12 protein-coding genes, 1 tRNA gene and 1 pseudogene are annotated in these 16,118 nt (G+C 67.7%); 13 read left to right on the forward strand and 1 reads right to left on the reverse strand.

Features of this window, described 5'->3' with window-relative positions; all coding sequences use genetic code 11:
• From pdxR to rpoC, 12 genes are all read left to right on the forward strand, one after another.
• The coding region (pdxR, locus tag P409_RS09415) for a MocR-like pyridoxine biosynthesis transcription factor PdxR (protein ID WP_034834673.1) at positions 1 to 1,199 on the forward strand (1,199 nt) is incomplete at its 5' end.
• A 158-nt stretch (positions 1,200 to 1,357) separates the two neighbouring features.
• Positions 1,358 to 2,290, forward strand: a complete 933-nt coding sequence (pdxS, locus tag P409_RS09420; protein WP_202964614.1) for a pyridoxal 5'-phosphate synthase lyase subunit PdxS — start codon at positions 1,358 to 1,360, stop codon at positions 2,288 to 2,290.
• On the forward strand, positions 2,284 to 2,907 hold the full coding sequence (gene pdxT, locus P409_RS09425; protein ID WP_034834677.1) for a pyridoxal 5'-phosphate synthase glutaminase subunit PdxT: 624 nt from the start codon (positions 2,284 to 2,286) through the stop codon (positions 2,905 to 2,907). The genes pdxS and pdxT overlap by 7 nt, the downstream gene beginning before the upstream one ends.
• 129 nt (positions 2,908 to 3,036) lie before the next feature.
• Positions 3,037 to 3,112: transfer RNA gene (locus tag P409_RS09430), tRNA-Trp, on the forward strand.
• Between the two features lie 49 nt (positions 3,113 to 3,161).
• The gene (secE, locus tag P409_RS09435; protein WP_034834678.1) at positions 3,162 to 3,359 is read left to right on the forward strand and encodes a preprotein translocase subunit SecE; all 198 of its coding nucleotides are present in this window, start codon (positions 3,162 to 3,164) and stop codon (positions 3,357 to 3,359) included.
• 3 nt (positions 3,360 to 3,362) lie between these two features.
• Entirely contained in the window at positions 3,363 to 3,896 is a 534-nt protein-coding gene (nusG, locus tag P409_RS09440; protein WP_034834680.1) for a transcription termination/antitermination protein NusG, read from the forward strand.
• Between the two features lie 148 nt (positions 3,897 to 4,044).
• A complete protein-coding gene (gene rplK, locus P409_RS09445; protein ID WP_034834682.1) occupies positions 4,045 to 4,476 on the forward strand; it encodes a 50S ribosomal protein L11 in 432 nt (143 codons plus the stop codon).
• Positions 4,477 to 4,481: 5 nt separating this feature from the next.
• Complete coding sequence (gene rplA / locus P409_RS09450; RefSeq protein WP_034834684.1) at positions 4,482 to 5,189, forward strand: 50S ribosomal protein L1; 708 nt, start codon at positions 4,482 to 4,484, stop codon at positions 5,187 to 5,189.
• Positions 5,190 to 5,480: 291 nt separating this feature from the next.
• The gene (gene rplJ / locus P409_RS09455) at positions 5,481 to 5,999 is read left to right on the forward strand and encodes a 50S ribosomal protein L10 (RefSeq protein WP_034834686.1); all 519 of its coding nucleotides are present in this window, start codon (positions 5,481 to 5,483) and stop codon (positions 5,997 to 5,999) included.
• Positions 6,000 to 6,051: 52 nt separating this feature from the next.
• On the forward strand, positions 6,052 to 6,435 hold the full coding sequence (gene rplL / locus P409_RS09460) for a 50S ribosomal protein L7/L12 (protein ID WP_034834688.1): 384 nt from the start codon (positions 6,052 to 6,054) through the stop codon (positions 6,433 to 6,435).
• A gap of 126 nt (positions 6,436 to 6,561) precedes the next feature.
• Positions 6,562 to 10,752, forward strand: a complete 4,191-nt coding sequence (gene rpoB, locus P409_RS09465; RefSeq protein ID WP_034834692.1) for a DNA-directed RNA polymerase subunit beta — start codon at positions 6,562 to 6,564, stop codon at positions 10,750 to 10,752.
• Positions 10,753 to 10,833: 81 nt separating this feature from the next.
• Positions 10,834 to 15,159, forward strand: coding sequence for a DNA-directed RNA polymerase subunit beta' (rpoC, locus tag P409_RS09470; RefSeq protein WP_034834695.1), 4,326 nt, complete (start codon positions 10,834 to 10,836; stop codon positions 15,157 to 15,159).
• Between the two features lie 75 nt (positions 15,160 to 15,234).
• On the opposite strand, the gene P409_RS09475 is transcribed toward rpoC, so the two are convergent.
• Positions 15,235 to 15,564 carry a hypothetical protein gene (locus tag P409_RS09475; RefSeq protein WP_034834696.1) on the reverse strand — a complete coding sequence of 110 codons (330 nt, stop codon included), beginning with the start codon at positions 15,562 to 15,564 and terminating at the stop codon, positions 15,235 to 15,237.
• Between the two features lie 263 nt (positions 15,565 to 15,827).
• On the opposite strand from P409_RS09475, the pseudogene P409_RS09480 reads away from it, so the two are divergent.
• Positions 15,828 to 16,118: pseudogene (locus P409_RS09480) on the forward strand (hypothetical protein); the annotation flags it as partial.

Below are 16,118 nucleotides of genomic sequence, written 5' to 3' on the forward strand. Positions count from 1 at the left end.
CGGCCCCGCCCGAGGCGCACCGCGCGCCTCGGCTGTCGCGCTACAGCCAGCGGCTGCGCGGCCTCGATACCGACGCGCTGACCCGCCGCGCCGGGCTGCGCTACAGCTTCCATTACGGCACCGTCAGCGCCGCCGACTTCCCGGCCGACATCTGGCGCAGCCTGCTGCTGCGCGAGATCCGGCGCCGCGCCGGCAAGCCCTATCTCTACGAGAACCCGCAGGGCCTGCCGGAACTGCGCGCCGCCCTGTCCGACTATCTCGGCCGGGCGCGGGCCGTGCGGGCGCGGCCGGAGCAGATCCTGATCGTCAACGGCTCGCAGCAGGCGGTCGACCTGGCGCTGCGCGTGCTGGTCGACCCCGGCGACACGGTGGTGGTCGAGGATCCGGGCTACAGCGGCGCCCGGCTGGCGGTGGAGGCGATCGGCGCCCGGCTGCTGCCGGTGCCGGTCGATGCCGACGGGCTGGATACGGCCCGGCTGCCGCCGCCCGAGGCCGCGGCGCGGCTGGCCCATGTGACGCCGGGCCATCAGTTCCCGACCGGCGGGGTGATGCCGGCGGCGCGACGCCTGGCCCTGCTGGACTGGGCCGAACGCGGCGGCACCTATGTCTTCGAGGACGACTACGACAGCGAGTACCGCTATGAGGGCCGGCCGGTGGAATCGCTGCAGGCGCTCGACCGGGCAGGCCTCGTGATCTATTCCGGCACCGTGTCCAAGGTGCTCTCGCCCGGCCTGCGCCTCGGCTACATGGTGCTGCCGCCGGAGCTGGTGGAGCCGTTCCTGCAGGCCAAGCAGCTGACCGACCGCCACACTGCCTCGCTCGACCAGGCGGTGTTCGCCCATCTCATCCGCGACGGCCATTTCGAGCGCCACATCCGCCGCACCCGCCGCCGCAACCAGCGCCGCCGCGACGCGCTGGTGGCGGCGCTGAAGACCGCCTTCGGCACAGCGGTGGCGATCGAGGGCGCGAAGGCCGGGCTGCATGTGGTGGTCCGCTTCCGCGACATCCCGGCCGCCCTGGCCGGCAGCGTCGCCGAGGCGGCGGCGCTGCGCTCGGTCGGCATCGTCCCGGCCGGGATCGGCGGGGCGGAGGCCAGCTTCCTGATGGGCTATGCGGCGCTGGAGGAGGCGGATATCCGCCAGGGCGTCGCCCTGCTGCGCGAGGTGGTGCAGTCCTTCCGCCGGGGCGGCGCGGCCTGAACCGGCTCCATCGTTTCTCATGGAATCCGAATCCACTGCCCGGAAGCCCGGCATCCTCCGGGGATGAACTGGCCCCATGAAATTGGCGGTTCGGTGGATCTTCTCCGACCACCGCCGGAAGCCTAGCATTTCCGCGAATTCTTCCGGAGATGAACCCCATGACCACGAACGGCAGCAACGGCACCCATTCCCCGCAGGCCCTGCGCCTCAAGACCGGCCTGGCCGAGATGCTCAAGGGCGGCGTCATCATGGACGTCACCGACGCGGATCAGGCCGAGATCGCCGAGCGCGCCGGAGCCGTCGCGGTGATGGCGCTGGAGCGGGTGCCGGCGCAGATCCGGGCCGAGGGCGGCGTCGCCCGCATGGCCTCGCCGGTCAAGATCCGCGAGATCATGGGTGCCGTGTCGATCCCGGTGATGGCCAAGTGCCGCATCGGCCATTTCGCCGAGGCCCAGGTGCTGCAGTCGCTCGGCGTCGACTTCATCGACGAATCCGAGGTGCTGACCCCGGCCGACGAGACGCATCACGTCGACAAGCAGGCCTTCGCCACCCCCTTCGTCTGCGGCGCCCGCAACCTGGGCGAGGCGCTGCGCCGCATCGCCGAGGGCGCGGCCATGATCCGCACCAAGGGCGAGGCCGGCACCGGCGACGTGGTCCATGCCGTGCAGCATCTGCGCCAGATCAGCCGCGACATCCGCGGCCTGACCGTGCTGCGGCCGGAGGAGCTGTACACCACCGCCAAGGAGCTGGGCGCGCCCTATGAGCTGGTGCGGCTGGTGGCCGAGACCGGCCGGCTGCCGGTGCCGAACTTCTCCGCCGGCGGCATCGCCACCCCGGCCGACGCCGCCCTGGTGCGGCAGCTGGGGGCGGAAGCGGTGTTCGTCGGCTCCGGCATCTTCATGCAGGATTCGCGGACCTTCGCCGAGCCGGAGGAGGCGGAGCGCCGCGCCCGTGCCATCGTCCGCGCCACCACCCATTACGAGGATGCGGCGATCCTGGCCGAGGCCAGCGCCGAGTGCCAGGGCGCGATGAAGGGCCTGGCGGTGTCGGCGCTGGAGCCGGCCCAGCTGCTGCAGACCCGCGGATGGTGACCGGGCAGGGCGGGGCCACCCGCACGCCGCGCATCGGCGTGCTGGCGCTGCAGGGCGATTTCGAGGCCCATGCCCGGGCGCTGGGCGAGGCCGGCGCCGAGGCGGTCCCGGTGCGCCTGCCGGCCCATCTCCAGGGCGTGGCCGGGTTGGTGATCCCGGGCGGCGAGTCGAGCGCACTGCTCAAGCTGGCGGCCCGCGACGGGATGTACGAGGCGCTCAGCGCCTTCGTCTGGACGATGCCGGTCTTCGGCACCTGCGCCGGCTGCATCCTGCTGGCCCGACGGGTGCTCCGGCCGGAGCAGAGGAGCCTCGGCGTACTCGACGTCACGGTCGAGCGCAACGCCTATGGAAGGCAGATCGATTCGGCGATCCTGGAGACGCCGACCGCGTTGCCGGGCGGTCCGCTGGAGGCGGTGTACATCCGGGCGCCGCGGATCGCCGCGATCGGCCCCGGCGTCGAGGTGCTGGCCGAGCGCGACGGCGATCCGGTGCTGGTGCGCCAGGGCCGGCTGCTGGCCGCGACATTTCATCCGGAGCTGTCGGCCGACCGGCGGGTGCATCGCCTGTTCATCGGCATCGCCGCCGAGGCCGGAAGCGGGGCCGAACGGGCGGCCTGAGAGAAATCCGGCGGGGGTTCCGAACAGGGTGTTGATTCTGTCCGGCGCTTCCGCTAGAAGACCGTTCGCTCCGCGGTCAGGGCGGCGAGCGTGCCTCGTCGTGTTTCCTGAAGGCAGGGCGGTTCCCGGAGGAGTGTAGCTCAACTGGTAGAGCGTCGGTCTCCAAAACCGAAGGTTGGGGGTTCGAAACCCTCCACTCCTGCCAAACCCGCCCCTTTTGGCGACCAGACTGACCGGCGATTTGATTGGTAGACATGGCCAAGACCAGCCCCGTCCAGTTCTTCAGGCAGGTTCGCCAGGAGACCGCCAAGGTCACCTGGCCGACACGGAAGGAGACCGCGATCACCACCGGCATGGTGTTCGTGTTCGTCATTCTCATGTCGATCTTCTTCCTGCTGGTTGACTGGGTTGCCGGCTGGGCGGTGACGTCCGTCATCGGCATGGGGAGCTGACCCATGGCGACGCGCTGGTACGTGCTGCACGTCTATTCGAATTTCGAGAAGAAGGTCGCGGAGTCGATCCGCGAGCAGGCCGAGCAGAAGGGCTTGGCCGACCATTTCGAGCAGATCGTCGTGCCGACCGAGGAGGTCGTCGAGATCCGCCGCGGCCAGAAGGTCAACACCGAGCGCAAGTTCTTCCCGGGCTACGTGCTGCTCAAGATGGAGCTGTCCGACCGGGCCTGGCATCTGGTCAAGAACACGCCGAAGGTCACCGGCTTCCTCGGGTCCGGCAACAAGCCTATCCCGATCAGCGAGACCGAGGCGATGCGGATCATGCAGCAGGTCCAGGAAGGCGTGGAGCGGCCGAAGCCGTCCATCACCTTCGAGGTCGGCGAGACGGTGCGCGTGGCCGACGGCCCCTTCACCAGCTTCAACGGCGTGGTGGAGGAGGTGGACGAGGAGCGTTCGCGGCTCAAGGTCGCGGTGTCGATCTTCGGCCGTGCGACTCCGGTGGAGCTAGAGTACACGCAGGTCGAGAAGGTTTCGTGACGATCCGCTGATCGTCGTCGGATACCCCGCGCTCCAGGGCGCGGGGGAGCGGCGCGGGAGACCCTCCCGGGAAGTCCTCCGGGGGTCGTGACCGCGCTTCCCCATCCCTCCGGTTCCGCCGGAGGGATCAGTTGTTGAGGGATATGAGATGGCAAAGAAGGTCGTAGGACAGATTAAGCTGCAGGTGCCCGCGGGCGCCGCCAACCCGTCGCCGCCGATCGGTCCGGCGCTGGGTCAGCGCGGTCTGAACATCATGGAGTTCTGCAAGGCGTTCAACGCCCAGACGCAGAACCTGGAGAAGGGGATGCCGATCCCGGTCGTGATCACGGCCTATGCGGACCGGACGTTCACCTTCGTCACCAAGACGCCGCCGAACACCTACTTCATCAAGAAGGCCGCCGGGCTCGACAAGGGCAGCCAGACGCCGGGCAAGGGCGCCACGGTCGGCAAGATCACGATGAAGCAGATCCGCGAGATCGCCGAGATCAAGATGAAGGATCTCAACGCGAACGACGTCGATGCGGCTGCCCAGATGATCAAGGGCTCCGCCCGGTCGATGGGCATCGAGGTGGTGGAGTAATCGGCATGGCGAAGGTTTCCAAGCGCATCCGCGCCGCGACCAAGGGGCTGAACCCCGAGGCGACCTACGAGCTGGCCCAGGCGGTCAAGATGCTCAAGGCCTCGGCCACGGCCAAGTTCGACGAGACCGTCGAGATCGCGATGAATCTCGGCGTCGACCCGCGTCACGCCGACCAGATGGTCCGCGGCGTCGTGCAGCTGCCGAACGGCACCGGCAAGACCGTCCGCGTCCTGGTGTTCGCGAAGGGCGACAAGGCCGAGCAGGCCCTGGCCGCCGGGGCCGACATCGTCGGCGCCGACGATCTGGCCAAGGAGATCCAGGACGGCCGCAGCGATTTCGACCGCTGCATCGCCACCCCGGACATGATGGGCCTGGTCGGCCGCCTCGGTAAGGTGCTGGGCCCCCGCGGCCTGATGCCGAACCCGAAGCTGGGCACCGTCACCCCCGACGTCGCCGGCGCGGTCAAGGCCGCCAAGGGCGGCGCGGTGGAGTTCCGGGCCGAGAAGGCGGGCATCGTCCATGCCGGCGTCGGCAAGGCCAGCTTCACGGAAGAGGCGCTGGTCGGCAACATCCGCGCCTTCGTCGAGGCGATCCAGCGCGCCAAGCCCAGCGGGGCGAAGGGCACCTATCTGAAGAAGGTGACCGTCACCTCGACCATGGGCCCGGGCTACAAGCTGGACCTGCAGAAGCTGCACGAGGGCGCCGGCGCCTAAAGGAATACGCCGCTCGCGAGAGTGGCGGACAGGGTGGGGCCTAGGCTCTGCCCGAACCTGTCCGAGACTGCAGGGGCGTCGCGAGGCGCTTAAAACCCACCTGCATAGACGGGAGTCAAACCCAATCAACGTCGGCGACCGGGCCTCGGCCCGGCCGTCGTACGGGGCTTGGACTTCTGGGACAGGAGAGCGGATCGGTACCGGATCTTCGGATCCAAGGGCCGGTCCAGTGTGGACTGGGGTTCCGGGCCGGCTTCGGCCGGGACGGAGCCCCGACAACGGAGGCGATCCGTGAACCGTACACAGAAGACCGAGAAGATCGCCGCGCTGCAGGAGTCGTTCCGGACGGCGTACACGGTCGTCGTCACCCGCCAAGGCGGGATGACGGTGGCCGAGTCGACCGATCTCCGGCGGCAAATGCTCGCGGCGGGGGCCTCGTTCCGCGTGACCAAGAACCGGCTCGCCCGCATCGCCCTTCAGGGCACCCAGTTCGAGCATCTGGCCGACCTGTTCACCGGCCCGACCGCCATTGCGTTCTCCCAGGACGCGGTCGCGGCGGCGAAGGTGGCGGTCGATTACGCCAAGAAGAACGACAAGCTGCAGATCATCGGCGGCGGGCTCGGTTCTCAGCTGCTCGATCAGAAGGGTGTCGAGGCTCTCGCTTCGCTGCCGTCGCTCGACGAGCTGCGGGCGAAGCTGGTGGGCATGATCCAGACCCCGGCGACCCGTATCGCCGGTGTTCTGCAGGCTCCGGCCGGGCAGCTCGCCCGCGTCTTCGGTGCCTATGCCAAGAAGGACGAGGCGGCATAGAGCCGCACCTGTTGAAACCGTACCCAGAAGACCCAAGTCTTAGGAGAAAGAAATGGCTGATCTCGCAAAGCTCGTCGACGATCTGTCGAGCCTGACGGTCCTCGAGGCCGCTGAGCTCTCGAAGCTGCTCGAGGAGAAGTGGGGCGTTTCCGCCGCCGCTCCGGTCGCGGTTGCCGCCGCTCCGGGCGCCGGTGCTGCCGCCGCCGCTGCTCCGGCCGAGGAGCAGACCGAGTTCAACGTCATCCTCGCGGATGCCGGCGACAAGAAGATCAACGTGATCAAGGAGGTCCGTGCGATCACCGGCCTCGGCCTCAAGGAGGCCAAGGATCTCGTCGAAGGCGCGCCGAAGCCCGTCAAGGAAGGCGTGTCGAAGGACGAGGCCGCCAAGATCAAGAAGCAGCTCGAAGAAGCCGGCGCCAAGGTCGACGTCAAGTAAGACCCGCGTGGCACTTCAAGCTGTTTTGTCACTGTAGTCCGGGCGCGGCCGATCCCTCGGGGTCGGCCGCGAACGGGCGTTTGTGTTCCGTACCTGTTCGGCATTTGTTGGAAACGAGGGGCTCACATGGCTCAGACCTTCACCGGCCGTAAGCGCGTCCGCAAGAGTTTCGGGCGGATCCCCGAGGTCGCCCAGATGCCCAACCTGATCGAGGTGCAGCGCAGCTCCTACGATCAGTTCCTGCAGATGAACGTCAAGCCGGCGGCCCGGGCCGTTGTCGGCCTGCAGGAGGTGTTCCGGTCGGTGTTCCCGATCAAGGACTTCTCTGAACGCGCCGAGCTCGATTTTGTTTCCTACGAGCTCGAGGAGCCGAAATACGACGTCGAGGAGTGCCAGCAGCGGGGCATGACCTTCGCCGCGCCGCTGAAGGTGACGCTGCGCCTGACCGTGTTCGATGTCGAGGAGGACACGGGCCTGCGCTCGATCCGCGACATCAAGGAGCAGGACGTCTACATGGGCGACATGCCGCTCATGACGGCGAACGGCACCTTCATCATCAACGGCACCGAGCGCGTCATCGTCAGCCAGATGCACCGCAGCCCGGGCGTGTTCTTCGACCATGACCGCGGCAAGACCCATTCCTCGGGCAAGTACCTGTTCGCGGCCCGCGTCATCCCCTATCGCGGCTCCTGGCTCGACTTCGAGTTCGACGCCAAGGACCACCTCTATGTCCGCATCGACCGCCGCCGCAAGCTGCCGACCACCACGCTGCTGATGGCGCTGGATTCGGCCGAGACCGCCGCCCTGCGCCAGGCGCGGGCGAAGGAAGGCCGCGGCCTGCAGCCCTATGAGGCGCAGGGCATGAGCCGCGAGGAGATCCTCGCCTGGTTCTACGACAGCGTCGAGTACAAGCGCGCCAAGGATGGCTGGAAGACCGCCTTCGACGGCGAGCGCCTGAAGGGCGTCAAGCTGACCGCCGACCTGATCGACGCCGCCTCGGGCGAGGTGGTGGCCCAGGCCGACACCAAGATGACCCCGCGCGTCATCAAAAAGCTGGCCGAGCAGGGCGTCACCGAGATCCTGGTCCCGGCCGAGGACCTGGCCGGCCGCTACCTGGCCGGCGACGTGATCGACGAGCAGACCGGCGAGGTCTTCTTCGAGGCCGGTGACGAGGTCACCCAGGCCGTCCTCGACCTGTTCGAGGAGAAGGGCTTCGACACCCTGACCGTGCTGGCCATCGACCACGTGAATGTCGGCCCGTATCTGCGCTCGACCCTGGCGATCGACCGCAACGCCTCCCGCGAGGACGCGCTGATCGACATCTACCGCGTCATGCGCCCGGGCGAGCCGCCGACGCTGGAGAGCGCCGAGGCGCTGTTCAACGGCCTGTTCTTCGACCAGGAGCGCTACGACCTCTCGGCCGTCGGCCGGGTGAAGATGAACGCGCGCCTCGGCTTCGAGACCGACGATCAGCTGCGCGTGCTGCGCAAGGACGACATCCTGTCGATCCTGAAGATCCTGGTTGACCTGAAGGACGGCCGCGGCGAGATCGACGACATCGACAATCTCGGCAACCGCCGCGTCCGCTCGGTCGGCGAGCTGATGGAGAACCAGTACCGCGTCGGCCTGCTGCGCATGGAGCGCGCGATCCGCGAGCGCATGTCGTCGGTCGATATCGACACGATCATGCCGCACGACCTGATCAACGCGAAGCCGGCGGCGGCGGCGGTGCGGGAGTTCTTCGGCTCCTCGCAGCTCAGCCAGTTCATGGACCAGACCAACCCGCTGTCCGAGATCACGCACAAGCGGCGCCTCTCGGCCCTCGGGCCGGGCGGCCTGACCCGTGAGCGCGCCGGCTTCGAGGTGCGCGACGTGCACCCGACCCATTACGGCCGGATCTGCCCGATCGAGACGCCGGAAGGCCCGAACATCGGCCTGATCAACTCGCTGGCCACCTATGCCCGGGTGAACAAGTACGGCTTCATCGAGAGCCCGTACCGCAAGATGGCGGACGGCCGCGTCACCGACGAGGTGATCTACCTCTCGGCGATGGAGGAGAGCCGCTACACCATCGCCCAGGCGAATGCCGAGCTGGACGAGGAGGGCCGCTTCGTCGGCGACCTCGTGTCGTGCCGGCAGGGCGGCGACTACATCATGTCGAAGCCGGAATCGATCGACCTGGTGGACGTGTCGCCGAAGCAGATCGTCTCGGTGGCCGCGGCGCTGATCCCGTTCCTCGAGAACGACGATGCCAACCGCGCGCTGATGGGCTCGAACATGCAGCGCCAGGCCGTGCCGCTGGTGCGCGCCGACGCGCCGCTGGTCGGCACCGGCATGGAGGGCACGGTGGCCCGGGATTCCGGCGTCACCATCGTCGCCCGCCGCGCCGGCATCATCGACACGGTGGATGCCACCCGCATCGTCGTGCGGGTGACCGACACCGAGGGCGCCGCCTCGACCGTCGACATCTACAACCTGCTGAAGTTCCAGCGCTCGAACCAGAGCACCTGCATCACCCAGCGCCCGCTGGTGCGCGTGGGCGACCGGGTGCGCAAAGGCGACATCATCGCCGACGGCCCGTCGACCGAGCTCGGCGAGCTCGCGCTCGGCCGCAATGTGCTCGTCGCCTTCATGCCCTGGAACGGCTACAACTTCGAGGACTCGATCCTCATCTCCGAGCGCATCGTCAAGGACGACGTCTTCACCTCGATCCACATCGAGGAATTCGAGGTGATGGCGCGCGACACCAAGCTCGGCCAGGAGGAAATCACCCGCGACATCCCGAATGTCGGTGAGGAGGCGCTGCGCCACCTCGACGAGGCGGGCATCGTCTACATCGGCGCCGAGGTGAAGCCGGGCGACATCCTGGTCGGCAAGGTCACGCCGAAGGGCGAGAGCCCGATGACGCCGGAGGAGAAGCTGCTCCGCGCCATCTTCGGCGAGAAGGCGTCCGACGTCCGCGACACCTCGCTGCGCCTGCCGCCGGGCGTCACCGGCACGATCGTCGAGGTGCGGGTGTTCTCGCGCCGCGGCGTCGACAAGGACGAGCGCGCTTTGGCGATCGAGCGGGCCGAGATCGAGCGGCTGGCCAAGGACCGCGACAGCGAGCGCGCGATCCTGGAGCGCAGCTTCTTCGCCCGCCTCAAGGAACTGCTGCTGGGCCAGACCTCGGTCTCCGGCCCGAAGGGCTTCCAGACCGGCGGCGAGATCGGCGAGGCGCAGCTGAAGGACTTCAGCCGCGGCCAGTGGCGCCAGATCACCATTGCCGACGAGGCGCGCATGGCCGATATCGAGGCCATGGGCCGTCACTTCGACGACCAGGTGAAGGGCCTCGAGGCGCGGTTCGACAACAAGGTCGAGAAGCTGCAGCGCGGTGACGAGCTGCCGCCCGGCGTGATGAAGATGGTCAAGATCTTCGTCGCGGTGAAGCGCAAGCTGCAGCCCGGCGACAAGATGGCCGGCCGCCACGGCAACAAGGGCGTCGTGTCCAAGATCATGCCGATCGAGGACATGCCGTACCTGGAGGACGGCACCCATGTCGACCTCGTGCTGAACCCGCTCGGCGTGCCCAGTCGCATGAATGTCGGCCAGATCCTGGAGACCCATCTCGGCTGGGCGTCGGCCGGCATCGGCCGCCAGATCAGCGAGGTCGTCGACCAGTACCAGGCCCAGGCCCGGCGCGGCGAGGACACCGCCAAGACGGTGAAGGCGCTGCAGGGCAAGCTGAAGGACGTGTACGGCGCCGGCCAGTACGACGAGGACATCCAGGACATGTCCGCGGACGAGCTGGTCGAGATGGCCGGCAACCTGCGCAAGGGCGTGCCGATGGCGACGCCGGTGTTCGACGGCGCCCGCGAGGACGACATCGTCCACATGCTGGAGAAGGCCGGTCTGGCCTCCTCGGGCCAGGTCACGCTGCATGACGGCCGCACCGGCGAGCAGTTCGCCCGCAAGGTGACCGTCGGCTACATCTACATGCTGAAGCTGCATCACCTGGTGGACGACAAGATCCACGCCCGGTCGATCGGCCCGTACAGCCTGGTCACCCAGCAGCCGCTGGGCGGCAAGGCCCAGTTCGGCGGCCAGCGCTTCGGCGAGATGGAGGTGTGGGCGCTCGAGGCCTACGGCGCCGCGTACACGCTGCAGGAGATGCTGACGGTGAAGTCGGACGACGTGTCCGGCCGCACCAAGGTCTACGAGGCGATCGTCCGCGGCGACGACAACTTCGAGGCCGGCATCCCCGAATCCTTCAACGTGCTGATGAAGGAGTTGCGGTCGCTGGGCCTCAATGTCGAGCTCGAGCAGCGCTCCTACTGATCCGTCTCCGGCGGCCGGTCCCCTTGGATCGGCCGCCGCTGAACCCCATTTTGTCCGTCCCTACCCCGGGGGAGCAGGTACATGAACGAGTTGATGAATCTCGTCGGCCAGGTCTCGACGCCGCAGAGCTTCGATCAGATCAAGATCCAGATCGCCAGCCCGGAGCGCATCCGCTCCTGGTCCTATGGCGAGATCAAGAAGCCGGAGACGATCAACTACCGGACCTTTAAGCCGGAGCGCGACGGCCTGTTCTGCGCCCGGATCTTCGGTCCGATCAAGGACTACGAGTGCTTGTGCGGCAAGTACAAGCGCATGAAGTACCGCGGCATCATCTGCGAGAAGTGCGGCGTCGAGGTCACGCTGTCGAAGGTCCGGCGCGAGCGCATGGGCCATATCGAGCTGGCCTCGCCGGTCGCCCACATCTGGTTCCTGAAGTCGCTGCCGTCGCGCATCGGCCTGATGGTCGACATGACGCTGAAGGATCTCGAGAAGGTCCTGTACTTCGAGAGCTTCGTGGTGGTCGAGCCCGGCCTGACCGCGCTGAAGAAGAACCAGCTCCTCACCGAGGACGAGTATCTTCGCGCCCAGGACGAGTATGGCGAGGATGCGTTCACCGCCAAGATCGGCGCCGAGGCGCTGAAGGGCATGCTCTCGGGCATCGACCTGGCGGAGGAGCGCGTCAAGGTCCGTGAGGAGCTGCGCGAGACCGGCTCCGAGGCCAAGCGCAAGAAGCTGGTCAAGCGGCTGAAGCTGATCGACGCCTTCCTGGAATCCGGCTCGCATCCGGAGTGGATGGTGCTCGACGTCGTTCCGGTGATCCCGCCGGAGCTGCGCCCGCTCGTCCCGCTGGACGGCGGCCGCTTCGCCACGTCGGACCTGAACGACCTGTACCGCCGCGTCATCAACCGCAACAACCGCCTGAAGCGGCTGATCGAGCTGCGCGCGCCCGACATCATCGTGCGCAACGAGAAGCGCATGCTGCAGGAGGCGGTCGACGCGCTGTTCGACAACGGCCGCCGCGGCCGCGTCATCACCGGCGCCAACAAGCGCCCGCTGAAGTCGATCAGCGACATGCTGAAGGGCAAGCAGGGCCGGTTCCGCCAGAACCTGCTCGGCAAGCGCGTCGACTATTCGGGCCGTTCGGTCATCGTCGTCGGGCCGGAGCTGAAGCTCCACCAGTGCGGCCTGCCGAAGAAGATGGCGCTCGAGCTGTTCAAGCCGTTCATCTACCACAAGCTCGAGCTGTACGGCATGGCGTCCACCATCAAGGCCGCGAAGCGGATGGTGGAGAAGGAGCGGCCGGAGGTCTGGGACATCCTCGAGGAGGTCATCCGCGAGCACCCGGTCCTCTTGAACCGCGCCCCGACGCTGCACCGCCTGGGCATCCAGGCGTTCGAGCCGACCCTGATCGAGGGCAAGGCGATCCAGCTGCACCCGCTGGTCTGCACCGCCTTCAACGCTGATTTCGACGGCGACCAGATGGCCGTGCACGTGCCGCTCGCGCTCGAGGCCCAGCTCGAGGCCCGCGTGCTGATGATGTCGACCAACAACATCCTCAGCCCGGCCAACGGCAAGCCGATCATCGTGCCGTCGCAGGACATCGTCCTCGGCATCTACTACCTGTCGATGGAGCGCAACGACCGGCTCGGCCCGGCGCTGTCGATCGACGGGATCGAGGCGCTGACCGCGGCGATCGCGAATGACGACATCATCCTGCAGAACCCGGCCAAGCCGGCGGAGGCGGTTGACGCCTCCGACGTCAAGGCGGTGTTCGAGAAGCTGAAGTCGGGCAAGCTGACCGCCCACCAGGTGCCCCGTTTCGCCTCGATCGGCGAGATGGAGCAGGCGATGGCGGCCGGCGTGATCGGCATGCACAGCCGGATCAAGACCCGGTTCAAGACGGTCGACGAGAACGGCCAGGAGATCATCCAGCGCGTCACCACGACGCCGGGCCGGATGCTCTTGTCCGAGATCCTGCCGCGGCACCCGGCGGTGCCGTTCAGCCAGGTCAACCGGCTGCTGACCAAGAAGGACGTCACCAACGTCATCGACACTGTCTACCGCCACTGCGGCCAGAAGGAGACGGTGATCTTCTGCGACCGGCTGATGGGCCTGGGCTTCGCCCATGCCTGCCGCGCCGGCATCTCCTTCGGCAAGGACGACATGGTCATCCCGAAGGCCAAGGAGAAGCTGATCTCCAAGGCCTCCGAGCTGGTGAAGGAGTACGAGAACCAGTATCTCGACGGCCTGATCACCCGCGGCGAGAAGTACAACAAGGTGGTCGACGTGTGGTCGAACACCACCGACGAGGTGGCGCGTGAGATGATGGCCGAGATCCAGGCCACCCTCACCGACCCGAGCCGGCAGGTGAACTCGGTCTACATGATGGCGCATTCCGGCGCCCGCGGTTCGGCGGCGCAGATCCGCCAGCTGGCCGGCATGCGCGGCCTGATGGCGAAGCCGGACGGCTCGATCATCGAGACGCCGATCATCTCGAACTTCAAGGAAGGCCTGACCGTTCTCGAGTACTTCAACTCGACGCACGGCGCCCGCAAGGGCCTGGCCGATACCGCCCTGAAGACCGCGAACTCCGGCTACCTCACCCGCCGCCTGGTCGACGTTGCCCAGGATTGCGTGGTGATCGAGGAGGATTGCGGCACCAAGAACGGCATCACCACCGGCGCCGTGATCGACGGCGGCGAGGTGATCGTGCCGCTGGGCGAGCGCATCCTCGGCCGCTGCGCCGGCGAGGAGGTGCTGCACCCGCTGACCGGCGAGGTCGTGGTCAAGCAGGGCGAGCTGATCGACGAGGCGCTGGTCGAGGCGGTCGAGGTGGCCGGCATCGACCGGGTGCTGATCCGGTCGGCCCTGACCTGCGAGACCAAGGGCGGCATCTGCGGCAAGTGCTACGGCCGCGACCTGGCCCGTGGCACCACGGTGAACATCGGCGAGGCCGTCGGCGTCATCGCGGCGCAGTCGATCGGCGAGCCGGGCACCCAGCTGACGATGCGGACGTTCCACATCGGCGGCGCGGCCCAGCGCGGTGCGGAGCAGTCGGCGATCGAGGCGGCGTTCGACGCCAAGGTCCAGATCAAGAACCGCAACGTGGTGAAGAACGGCCAGGGCGTCCTGGTGGTGATGAGCCGGAACTGCGAGCTGCAGCTGGTCGATGCGCAGGGCCGCGAGAAGGCGCGCCACCGCCTGCCCTACGGCGCCAAGCTGCTGGTCGATGACGGCGAGAAGATCGAGCGCGGCCGCAAGATGGCCGAGTGGGATCCGTACACCATGCCGATCATCACCGAGAAGGCGGGCACGGCGACCTATATGGACCTGGTCGAAGGCGTCTCGATGCGCGAGGTCGTCGACGAGCAGACCGGCATCTCGGCCAAGGTGGTGGTCGACTGGCGGCAGCAGCCGCGCGGCGACCAGCTGAAGCCCCGCATCGTCCTGCGCGACGAGAAGGGCGAGGTCATCCGCCTGCCGAACGGCCTGGAGGCGCGCTACTTCCTCTCGGTCGACGCCATCCTGCAGGTCGAGAACGGCGCGCAGGTGCAGGCCGGCGACGTGCTGGCCCGTATCCCGCGCGAAGGCTCGAAGACGCGTGACATCACCGGTGGTCTGCCGCGCGTTGCCGAGCTGTTCGAGGCCCGCAAGCCGAAGGACTACGCCATCATCTCGGACCTCGATGGCCGGGTCGAGTTCGGCAAGGACTACAAGACCAAGCGGCGCATCGTCGTGCGGAACGAGGAGTCGGGCGACGAGCGCGAGTACCTCATCCCGAAGGGCAAGCACATCTCGGTGCAGGAAGGCGACTACGTCCTCAAGGGCGACCAGTTGCTGGACGGCAACCCGGTGCCGCACGACATCCTGTCGGTCCTCGGCGTCGAGGCGCTGGCGGACTACCTGGTCAATGAGATCCAGGACGTCTACCGGCTGCAGGGCGTGAAGATCAACGACAAGCACATCGAGGTGATCGTTCGCCAGATGCTGCAGAAGGTCGAGATCACCGAGGTGGGCGACACCACCCTGCTGATCGGCGACCAGATCGACCGCGAGGACTTCGAGGAAGAGAACGAGAAGACGATCCGCGAGAATCTGCGGCCGGCCAAGGGCGTTTCGGTGCTCCAGGGCATCACCAAGGCCTCGCTGCAGACCAAGTCGTTCATCTCGGCGGCCTCGTTCCAGGAGACCACCCGCGTCCTCACCGAGGCGGCGGTCTCCGGCAAGGTCGACGACCTGGCCGGCCTCAAGGAGAACGTCATCGTCGGCCGCCTGATCCCGGCCGGCACCGGCTCGGTGGTCAACCGCCTGCGGCAGATCGCCGGCGAGCGCGACCGCCAGGCCCGGCTGCAGCACGAGGAGCAGGACGGCGAGCCGGCCCTGCCCTCGGGCGAGGCGGCGGCCTGATCCGGGCCTAGCTCCGACCCAACCCCCTCCGGCTCGCCGGAGGGGGTTTTTCTTTGCCTGGATACCGGGCGGCGGCTAGTCGCAGCGCATCAGCTCGACCAGCGGCTCGCGATAGGGCGAGACCCATTGCTGGGCGAGGTAGGCGTAGCCGTCGGGCCAGAGCTCACGAGCGAAGCCGCAATCCTCCATCAGCCGCGACCGGACCTCTGCTTTCCAGAAGCGGAAGCACCGCTCGGGCGGGATCCGGTCGACCACCTCGTGGAAAACGTCGGTGATCCACAGATGGATGCCATCGGGCTGATCCCGCAGCAGGCGCTTCAGATCTTCCGGTGGTAGCTGGCCCCCGATCCGTTCTGGTGTTTCGACTCCCAGGTCGCGGCAAGCGTCCTCGATGGTCTGGCGCATGGCCTCATTCCCCCTCGGCCGGTGACGATAGCGCTGGCCCAGCTGTGGGGCCATCTCCCTCCTTTGCTGTAATGCCCGGGCTTGACTCACGGCTGTCCGATTAAGGAAATATCGCAACCGAAGCGTGTTTATCTCAGGTTCCTATTCTACTTTATTGTCATCCTCGGGCTTGACCCGAGGATCCAGGGGCTTTCAGGGCAGTTCTCGGTGGCCCCTGGATTGCCGGGTCAAGCCCGGCAATGACAAAGGGAGAGCGGCAAGTCATGCGCGTGCTGTTCAGCTTTGCCGGCGGCAGCGGGCACTTCCTGCCGCTGGTGCCGCTCGCCCGGGCGGTGCGGGCGGCCGGGCACGAGATCGCCTTCGCCGGCCAGCCGGCGATGATCGCGGCGGTCGAGGCCGCCGGCTTTGCCGCCTTCGCCACCGGCGGCGAGACGCTGCGCACCGACCCGGTCCGCACGCCGCTGCTCACCTATGATGCGACCCAGGAGGACCGGGCGGTTCGCGACGGCTTCGCCGGCCGGACGGCGCGGGCCCGCGCCGCCGCCCTCCTGGAT

Source organism: Inquilinus limosus MP06, assembly GCF_000767795.1.
In the GTDB taxonomy this organism is placed as follows: domain Bacteria; phylum Pseudomonadota; class Alphaproteobacteria; order DSM-16000; family Inquilinaceae; genus Inquilinus; species Inquilinus limosus_E.

Bases quoted from the DNA above. Each gene is read 5' to 3' on its own strand.
- pdxS (WP_202964614.1), top strand. From the start codon at position 1,358: ATGACCACGAACGGCAGCAACGGCACCCATTCCCCGCAGGCCCTGCGC.
- rplL (WP_034834688.1), top strand. From the start codon at position 6,052: ATGGCTGATCTCGCAAAGCTCGTCGACGATCTGTCGAGCCTGACGGTC.
- rplA (WP_034834684.1), top strand. From the start codon at position 4,482: ATGGCGAAGGTTTCCAAGCGCATCCGCGCCGCGACCAAGGGGCTGAAC.
- nusG (WP_034834680.1), top strand. From the start codon at position 3,363: ATGGCGACGCGCTGGTACGTGCTGCACGTCTATTCGAATTTCGAGAAG.
- pdxT (WP_034834677.1), top strand. From the start codon at position 2,284: ATGGTGACCGGGCAGGGCGGGGCCACCCGCACGCCGCGCATCGGCGTG.
- rpoB (WP_034834692.1), top strand. From the start codon at position 6,562: ATGGCTCAGACCTTCACCGGCCGTAAGCGCGTCCGCAAGAGTTTCGGG.
- secE (WP_034834678.1), top strand. From the start codon at position 3,162: ATGGCCAAGACCAGCCCCGTCCAGTTCTTCAGGCAGGTTCGCCAGGAG.
- P409_RS09475 (WP_034834696.1), bottom strand. From the start codon at position 15,564: ATGCGCCAGACCATCGAGGACGCTTGCCGCGACCTGGGAGTCGAAACA.
- rpoC (WP_034834695.1), top strand. From the start codon at position 10,834: ATGAACGAGTTGATGAATCTCGTCGGCCAGGTCTCGACGCCGCAGAGC.
- rplK (WP_034834682.1), top strand. From the start codon at position 4,045: ATGGCAAAGAAGGTCGTAGGACAGATTAAGCTGCAGGTGCCCGCGGGC.